The sequence below is a fragment of the Aquabacterium sp. A08 genome (assembly GCF_011742065.1).
Genome location: NZ_JAAQQT010000203.1, coordinates 1 through 247, shown reverse-complemented (window position 1 = coordinate 247; position 247 = coordinate 1). Strand labels below are relative to the sequence as shown.

1 riboswitch is annotated in these 247 nt (G+C 65.2%).

From position 1 onward, the window contains the following. Positions 1 to 139, top strand: a riboswitch (cobalamin riboswitch). This riboswitch is flagged as partial in the annotation. Positions 140 to 247 lie beyond the last annotated feature (108 nt).

Here is a 247-nt window from a genome sequence, read left to right as displayed (position 1 = left end):
AACGGTAAGTGGACGGGTGTCGGTGCCAGCCGATGCCCCGCTTTCGTCTCCCAGCCACTGGGCGCCCCATGGGTGCCTGGGAAGGCGACGACGGTTGATTCCACCAGCCCGGATACCGGCCAACGAGGTGGTGGTGCGTCCGCAGGGTGCGCCGCCGTGACGCCCATGCACCGTCGGGGAAGGCGGTGAGGGCACACACCGTTTGTTTTTTGCAATGAAATCCCTTTCTGTTGCGACCCGCGTGACG